2 protein-coding genes are annotated in these 8,141 nt (G+C 36.8%); both read left to right on the forward strand.

Annotation, left to right across the window (positions count from 1 at the left end; genetic code table 11):
* Positions 1 to 4,382 (forward strand): beta strand repeat-containing protein (locus tag CVS93_RS09645; RefSeq protein WP_159071536.1); only part of this gene is annotated, 4,382 nt, incomplete at its 5' end.
* Positions 4,383 to 4,533: 151 nt separating this feature from the next.
* Positions 4,534 to 7,860, forward strand: coding sequence for a beta strand repeat-containing protein (locus CVS93_RS09650; protein WP_107687456.1), 3,327 nt, complete (start codon positions 4,534 to 4,536; stop codon positions 7,858 to 7,860).
* The last annotated feature ends 281 nt before the right edge of the window (positions 7,861 to 8,141 follow it).

Genomic DNA, 8,141 nt, shown 5'->3' on the forward strand with positions numbered 1-8,141 from the left:
GCTTTGCAGAAGGAGGCCACATTAGTAACATAAATGCTAATGTAGGAAGCATAGATGCTTTATCTCTAGCAGCAGGTAGAGATAATAGCTTTGGTGTAAGTGGAGGAAGTGCTGTCGGGGCTGGAGCTGGAGCAACTACGCCTAAGGTTAGCATAAATATAAGCTCTGCTGGCTCTAACGAAGGCGGAGTTATGACTTATGACCTATCTTTACCTACTGCATTAACGGCTAGACCTACTACGTTAAATTTAAATTTTAGTGGCGGAGTAGCCGGAGTAGATTACGACGCAAACTCTATAGAGTACTCTACCGACGGCGGCAATACTTGGACGCGCGGTACTACCGTAAATCTTGCCGACGCAAATCAAATCAATAACGTTAAAGTAAGAGTGGCTACTATAGATAACTACGGACACGAGGGCGTAGATATAGCTACTAATCCTGCGGCCCAAAGCGCTAATCAAAATCAAGGCGAACGAGACGGAAGCAAGTATTCTAATCTAAACGGAGTAGAGTACGGCGTATATAAAAGAAATTTAACCCTAAACGTAACTACCGATAACGACGAGATTATTAACTCTCAAGCTAACGGCAAAATTACCGATAACGACGATTACGTAAATATTAACGAGGGGCTAAGCGAAGCGGTATTTACGGGAGACGGCGACGATACCGTAAATATGAGCGGAGCGTTTAGCGATGTAAATTCGTATGTTAGTACAGAAGACGGCGATGACGTTATCAACGTAAAATCAGGCTCCGTGTTGAATTACGGAAACGCTCAAATAGATGCCGGCGACGGTAACGACACGATCAATCTTAATCAAGGCTCATTCGTAGGGATTAGCGGTAGCTCCGGCACTAGAATATACGGCGGAGACGGCGACGATACCTTTAACATGAACGGAGAGATCAAGGGCGGACTTGTTTACGGCGACGACGGCGATGATACGTTTAACGTAGGTTCGACCGGAGTTCTTAAGGACGGCGCGACTATTTACGCTAATGAAGGCAACGATACTATAAATTTCGACGGAACGGCTGAAAACGGAACTCAAATCCAAGGTAACGAAGGATACGATACTATAAACATCAAATCCGGTGCGGTAATAGATAATTCATCGGTATACGGCGACGACGTCAATGAGAATTCTATTTTTGACGCAGGTAACGAAATAAATATCGACGGAACGGTTAGAAATAACTCTAGCGTATACGGCGGCGCGGGAGCGGATACCGTAAACATAAACGGAACGGTAGAAAATTCTTATATAAGTACTCGTGATGGCAACGATATCATAAATATAAATTCTGGAGCACATATAAACGGAGGTTTAGGTATAAACATAGGCAAAGGTAATGATATAGTAAATATCAATGCTGGAGCAAATTTATCGGATGTTTCTATAAAAACTGGTGCCGACCATAGTACTACTGGTGATAACAACGATAATGACACAGTAAATATCAAAGGTGGTACATTTAGCGAGACCAAGATAGAGCTTGGTGGTCTAAGTTCAGGCGGTACAAACACTGTAAATATAGATAACAAAGATAGCGGTCAGTATTTTGGCGATCAAGATGATAGCTCATACGATAAGACATCTATAACCGCACATTGGGGAGCAAATGCAAAAGATATTATAAATATCAAAAATTACTCTACTGTTAAGAATACCAAAATAGAGCTTCATGGTAATGATGACCAAATCCATATAGGAGCTAATGCTACTGTTGAGCACTCTAAACTTATAACCGGGGATCAAAGCGATACTCTAACTATCGGAGAAAAAGCTAAGATCGGCAATGGAACTCATATGCATCTAGGATTCCATAATGACACTGTAGAGATAGGTAATGAAGCTACTATAGATAACTCTGATATCTATATGGATGACGGCGATATGAGTAATCCAAGCACCTTTGGTAATGATACCGTAAAGATAGGAAATAACGTAACGTTTAAAAACTATGCTGATGTAAAAGGTGGACAAGGAAGTGATGAGATTACTATCGGCAACAATCTAACCCTAGACGGCAATGCTGGAATTTACGGCGACTGGGGTGAAGCTGGTGGCGGAGTAAATAGTGACAACGACGGTAATGATATTATTACTATCGGTGATAATCTAAAACTTCAATATAACTCTACTGTAAGTGGTGGTGGCGGTAACGATATTATCACAATAGGTAAAAATTTAAACATAAGCGGCGGCTCTACAATAAGTGGTGGTGACGGCAACGATACTATCACTATAAATGGTGGTGATGAAGCATACTTAAATACGGACTCTGTAATATCAGGTGGAGCTGGAAATGATGAAATTTATATAAAAGATGGAACTAAAGCTAGTTCTAGCTTAATACTTGGTGATGGTGAAAATACACAAAAACCAGGTAATGACAAGATAACTATTTCAGGCGATAATACTGTATTAGATAATGTAAAAATAGATGCTGGTGATGGAGATGTTACAGACACTGTAAATGGCCCTAAAGATATTATAAATATTAATGGCGGAAAAATCATAACCAGTGGAGTTATATCAGGAAATGGCAACGATGAAATAACCATAAATGGTAATACCATAATGGAAGGTGGCTATATTGATAGTGGAAGCGGCAATGACAAAATAAATATAGCTGGCAAAACTAGTATGGATGGTGGATATCATAGAACCGGAAGTGGAGAAGACATAGTAACAATAACCGACAATGCTAACTTGAGTAGAGTGATTCTTGACGGAGAAGAAGATAACGATACTATAAACATAACTGGCAATGCTAAGGTCAAAAATAGTTTCATCGGCGCAGGTGCTGGAGCTGATGATAAAATAAATATAAGCGGTAATGCAGAAATAGATACTGCAACATTAAAACTAGGTACCTCTGCATATAATGGTGGCAAAGCTACTGATAAAACTACCCTAAATGTGACTGGAGATGCTGTACTAAATGATGTACATATCGGTGCTGATGAATCTTTAGGTGAGCAATATATGAATTTCCATCAAAATGGTGAAGCCAAAATTAGTAAAATCGATGGAAGTAATAATAAAGATATTATAGATATCAAGGGTGGAAACTTTACTATTACTGATGCTTTTCCTGATGGTAAGATATATGGTAATGGTGGAGATGATGAGATAAAAATACGTGATGGTGCTACAGCAAAAATCAAAGCTGATATGGGTGATGGTGTTGATACTTTAACAGTAAGCAATGCTACACTTAAAGATTCTACTGTTGATATGGGTAATGGCAACGATATAGTAAATATCAATACTGGAGCAACTATAGATAATGTTTCTATAAATACTGGTGCTGGTGTAGGTACCGTTAATATCAATGCTGGAGCGACAGTGAAGAAGGTTGATATAACTACCGGAGCTGAGAATGATATAGTAAATATCAATAGTGATATCACTGCACCAGCGACTACACCGGCTACTCAGTCAAATATCAGAACCGGTGCTGGCTCTGACGAGGTTAATATAGCTAGCGGGGTAACGCTCACTCGTACAGTTGTAGAGATGGGTGCTGGAGAGGATACTATAGAGCTTAAGGGTAACAGCGCCACTGACCGTATAACGTTTAAGGGATCTACTTTGTATACTGATGATGCAGGATACCTTGCTAATGACGTGGATCATGTAACGATATCAAATACTACCTTTATAAAAAGCGATGATGGTAGATTGTCTAGCGTACTAACCGGTGGTGGAGATGATGTGATTACAGTAAAAGATGGAACTTTATTCCAAGATTTCTCTTATATAGCTGCTGGAAATGGTAAGGATACTATAACTTTAGAAAGTGGTGCTAAATTTGATCAAGCTAGTGTGCGTGCAGATGCTGGCGACGATACAATAAATGTCAATGGAGCGGAATTCCAAGGTCAAAATGGTAATCCTAATGCTGGTATACATGGTGGAGATGGCAATGATCAAATTTTCGTCAACTCTGGAACATTTAATAATGCAGTAATAAACGGCGATGCAGGTAACGATCTTATCTCAGTCAAACAAGGTGTAAGCCTAAATAATACAACTATCGATGGCGGAGCTGGATATGATACATTAAAAGTTGCTGATGATAGTTTAGACTTTAGCAAAGTTAAGAACATTGAAAAACTAGATCTAACTGAAGGCAACCACAACATAAATCTATCAGCCAAAGAAGTTCTAGATATGACTGATGATAACAATAAGCTAAGAATAGGTGGTGATAGTAACGATAACCTTGATCTTGTGAGCAAGGGTTGGGTTGCTTCAGGCACTACAACTACTGATGAAAATGGTATTAACTACAATGTTTATACTAACATAGAGGGTGGAAAAACTGTAACTCTAGAAGTCCAAGACCAAGTACACGTATTTTAATATTTAGCTAACTAATCCCAAAGGATTTTTCCTTTGGGATATTTTTATTTTATAAATTTCTATTTTAATTACCTTAAAACTCAAATTTAGCTAGCAAATTTAATATTTTTATCCAATACATATCCAAAATTAGCACCAAAGTACAATAGACATGCCCTTTAAAAATATATATAATTTTCCGATTTATAAAATCAAAACAATTTTAAGCACAATAAATAAGCTGGAATGGGTTAAAGTGTTACAAGAAAAAAGTGTAAGAGCTCTTAACAATGTAACTATAGAAGTAAAAGATATTAGCGTTGAAGACATTAATCAAAAAGAAAAGATAGTTATAGATAGCTCTGACCCTAAAGTACCAATAACTCAATCTGATGATAAAGATACTACAACTCTAGATCAAGATACTAATAATAACCAAGCAGTAACTGACATTTCAATATCGGGTAGCGGAGATATGGGCGCTAGAAGAGGAGATGGCGTAAGCTTATCTTCTGCTAGTTTTGCTGAAAGCGGTCATATCTGCAACATAAATGCTAGTGTAGGAAGTACGCATGTCATGACTACAGTAGTAGCCGCAGGAGTTAGAGATAATACTCTTGGCGTAAGTGGAGGAAACAGTGTTAGTGTTGTAGCAACAGGACCTACTTTGCCATCAGGAAGTATAAAAATTCCACTATCGGCTTATATGAATAACGATATAAGTGGCGGTTTTGTTTCTCATATGCTAAGCCTAGTAAATGATATGCTTAATGCCGGATCTACACTAAATGGATATAAGTTAGTTAGATGGCATGATGGAAGGGATTATTTTGTCCCTAATGCAGGAGTAAATAAATTTACCTTCCAAGATGGTTGGTTTAAAAGCAACAACGGCCTACTAGCTATAGGTCAAGATAATGCCAAAGACTTAGTGCTAACAAGTAGTGCTAGATCTTCAAATTTTGCTGGAGGTATAGCCAAGATATTAAATCCTTTAAGTGATCTTAGTGTATTTGGTGGAGATAATAGAAGCAAGATTATTTCAGATCTTACCAATGTAGATACTAAAATTTATAGTAGCCTAAATGGAAATGATGTCAATATAACTTATGATATAACAGGTAGTGGCTCATTTGAAAGAGATCCATTAACTCAAGAATATATAAGTGGTAAATCTTATATAGGTACTGGCTTAGGTTCAGATAACTTAAATATAGATCATGGCGTAAATATAATTAATACTATGATAAGTACTGGGGCTGGCAAGGATCACGTAAATTTTAAAGGAATCAACACAAATCAGGTTAATTTCAGAGGTTCTATCTTGATGGCTGGTGCTGATGACGATGAAATAAATATCGAAAATACTTTACTTGGAGCAGATGGTGCAAGAGTTAGTGAAATAAAAGCTGGTGATGGAAATGATATCATCATGACTAAAAATTTAAACATAAGCGGCGGCTCTACAATAAGTGGTGGTGACGGCAACGATACTATCACTATAAATGGTGGTGATGAAGCATACTTAAATACGGACTCTGTAATATCAGGTGGAGCTGGAAATGATGAAATTTATATAAAAGATGGAACTAAAGCTAGTTCTAGCTTAATACTTGGTGATGGTGAAAATACACAAAAACCAGGTAATGACAAGATAACTATTTCAGGCGATAATACTGTATTAGATAATGTAAAAATAGATGCTGGTGATGGAGATGTTACAGACACTGTAAATGGCCCTAAAGATATTATAAATATTAATGGCGGAAAAATCATAACCAGTGGAGTTATATCAGGAAATGGCAACGATGAAATAACCATAAATGGTAATACCATAATGGAAGGTGGCTATATTGATAGTGGAAGCGGCAATGACAAAATAAATATAGCTGGCAAAACTAGTATGGATGGTGGATATCATAGAACCGGAAGTGGAGAAGACATAGTAACAATAACCGACAATGCTAACTTGAGTAGAGTGATTCTTGACGGAGAAGAAGATAACGATACTATAAACATAACTGGCAATGCTAAGGTCAAAAATAGTTTCATCGGCGCAGGTGCTGGAGCTGATGATAAAATAAATATAAGCGGTAATGCAGAAATAGATACTGCAACATTAAAACTAGGTACCTCTGCATATAATGGTGGCAAAGCTACTGATAAAACTACCCTAAATGTGACTGGAGATGCTGTACTAAATGATGTACATATCGGTGCTGATGAATCTTTAGGTGAGCAATATATGAATTTCCATCAAAATGGTGAAGCCAAAATTAGTAAAATCGATGGAAGTAATAATAAAGATATTATAGATATCAAGGGTGGAAACTTTACTATTACTGATGCTTTTCCTGATGGTAAGATATATGGTAATGGTGGAGATGATGAGATAAAAATACGTGATGGTGCTACAGCAAAAATCAAAGCTGATATGGGTGATGGTGTTGATACTTTAACAGTAAGCAATGCTACACTTAAAGATTCTACTGTTGATATGGGTAATGGCAACGATATAGTAAATATCAATACTGGAGCAACTATAGATAATGTTTCTATAAATACTGGTGCTGGAGAAGACACTATAAAGATCAAAGGTAAGAGTACCGCTAATGAAGATCGTATAGTATTTAAGAGATCTACGTTATATACAGATGAATCAAGTCCTGCAGGCTTTAATGGTAATGATGGGGATAGTGTAACTATATCGAATGCTATCTTTATGAAAGACGACAATGGTATAGGATCTAATATAGTAACCGGTGGCGGAAATGATGTAATCACTATAAAAGACGGCACTATATTCCAAGATTTCTCTTATATAGCTGCTGGAAATGGTAAGGATACTATAACTCTAGAAAGCGGAGCTAAATTTAATCAAGCTAATGTATATGCAGATGCTGGCGACGATATAATAAATGTTAACGGAGCAGAATTTAAAGGCGACAACGTATATAATCACAATGCTGGCATACACGGCGGAGCAGGAGGTGATCAAATTTTCGTTAACTCTGGAAAATTTGATAACGCTAGAATAGAGGGTGATACTGGTAATGATACGATCCATATTAAATCCGGAGCCAGATTTGAAAATTCTTCTATATATGGTGATAGCTTATTGGGTGAAACTGGTAATGATACCATCGTAGTTGAAAAAGGCGCAACGCTAATTAATACTACTATCGATGGCGGAGCCGGAAACAAAGATAGATTAAAAATTGCTGATGATAGCGTAGACCTTACTAAAGTTAAAAATTTTGAAATATTGGATTTAACTGAAGGTAATCATAATATAAATCTATCAGCTAGAGATGTTTTAGATATGACTGATAGTAATAATAAACTAAGAATAGATGGTGATAACGGTGACAATGTAACATTACAAGGCTGGCTAAAGGATACTAATCCTACTTCTGATGGGTATACTGTCTATACAAAAGTAGAAGGAAGCCATACCGTAACCTTAGAAATTAAAGATGTAGTGGTACATGAGATTTAAAATTTAACTATCTTTTTTAATCCCAAAGGGAAATTTGATGGATATCCCCCTTTACTAATAAAATTATAAAATTCTTTAACATCAAAATAGAGCAAATTTCTTTCTTTGCTACAAAATATCCCTCAAATATCACACAAATATTTTTTACATCACTGTACCCCAGTACAATAGACAAGCCCTTTTAAAATTTATATAATTCATTCAAAATTTCAAATACTATAAACAATAAGGAGAATATGATGGCTAAAGAAGCCGGAGTAGTTAAAAGTGTAAATGGAGGA

Source organism: Campylobacter concisus (assembly GCF_003048535.1).
GTDB lineage: Bacteria > Campylobacterota > Campylobacteria > Campylobacterales > Campylobacteraceae > Campylobacter_A > Campylobacter_A concisus_S.